General features: G+C 64.3%; 1 protein-coding gene. It reads right to left on the reverse strand.

The window, feature by feature from the left end; genetic code table 11:
• A partial coding sequence (locus tag HBA93_RS22495) for a LysR family transcriptional regulator (RefSeq protein WP_221724716.1) occupies positions 1 to 249 on the reverse strand: 249 nt, incomplete at both ends.

Raw genomic sequence — 249 nt, forward strand, 5'->3', positions numbered from 1 at the left:
TCGAGCCCGGCGATTTGCTGCACTTCGAGACGAGCTGCTTCGGCATCGGCAAGAATCTGGCGCGCACGCACAAGAAACGCACGTCCGGCCGGTGTCAGGAAGACGCGTCGTTGCGAGCGCTCGAAGAGCGGCACGCCCAACTCATCCTCAAGCGCCCGGATCTGCATCGATAGCGGCGGCTGCCCGATGTTAAGGCGCTGCGCGGCCCGGCTGAAATGCAGTTCCTCGGCGACGGTCACGAAGTAGCGT

The organism is Ochrobactrum sp. SFR4 (assembly GCF_019730395.1).
GTDB lineage: Bacteria > Pseudomonadota > Alphaproteobacteria > Rhizobiales > Rhizobiaceae > Pseudochrobactrum.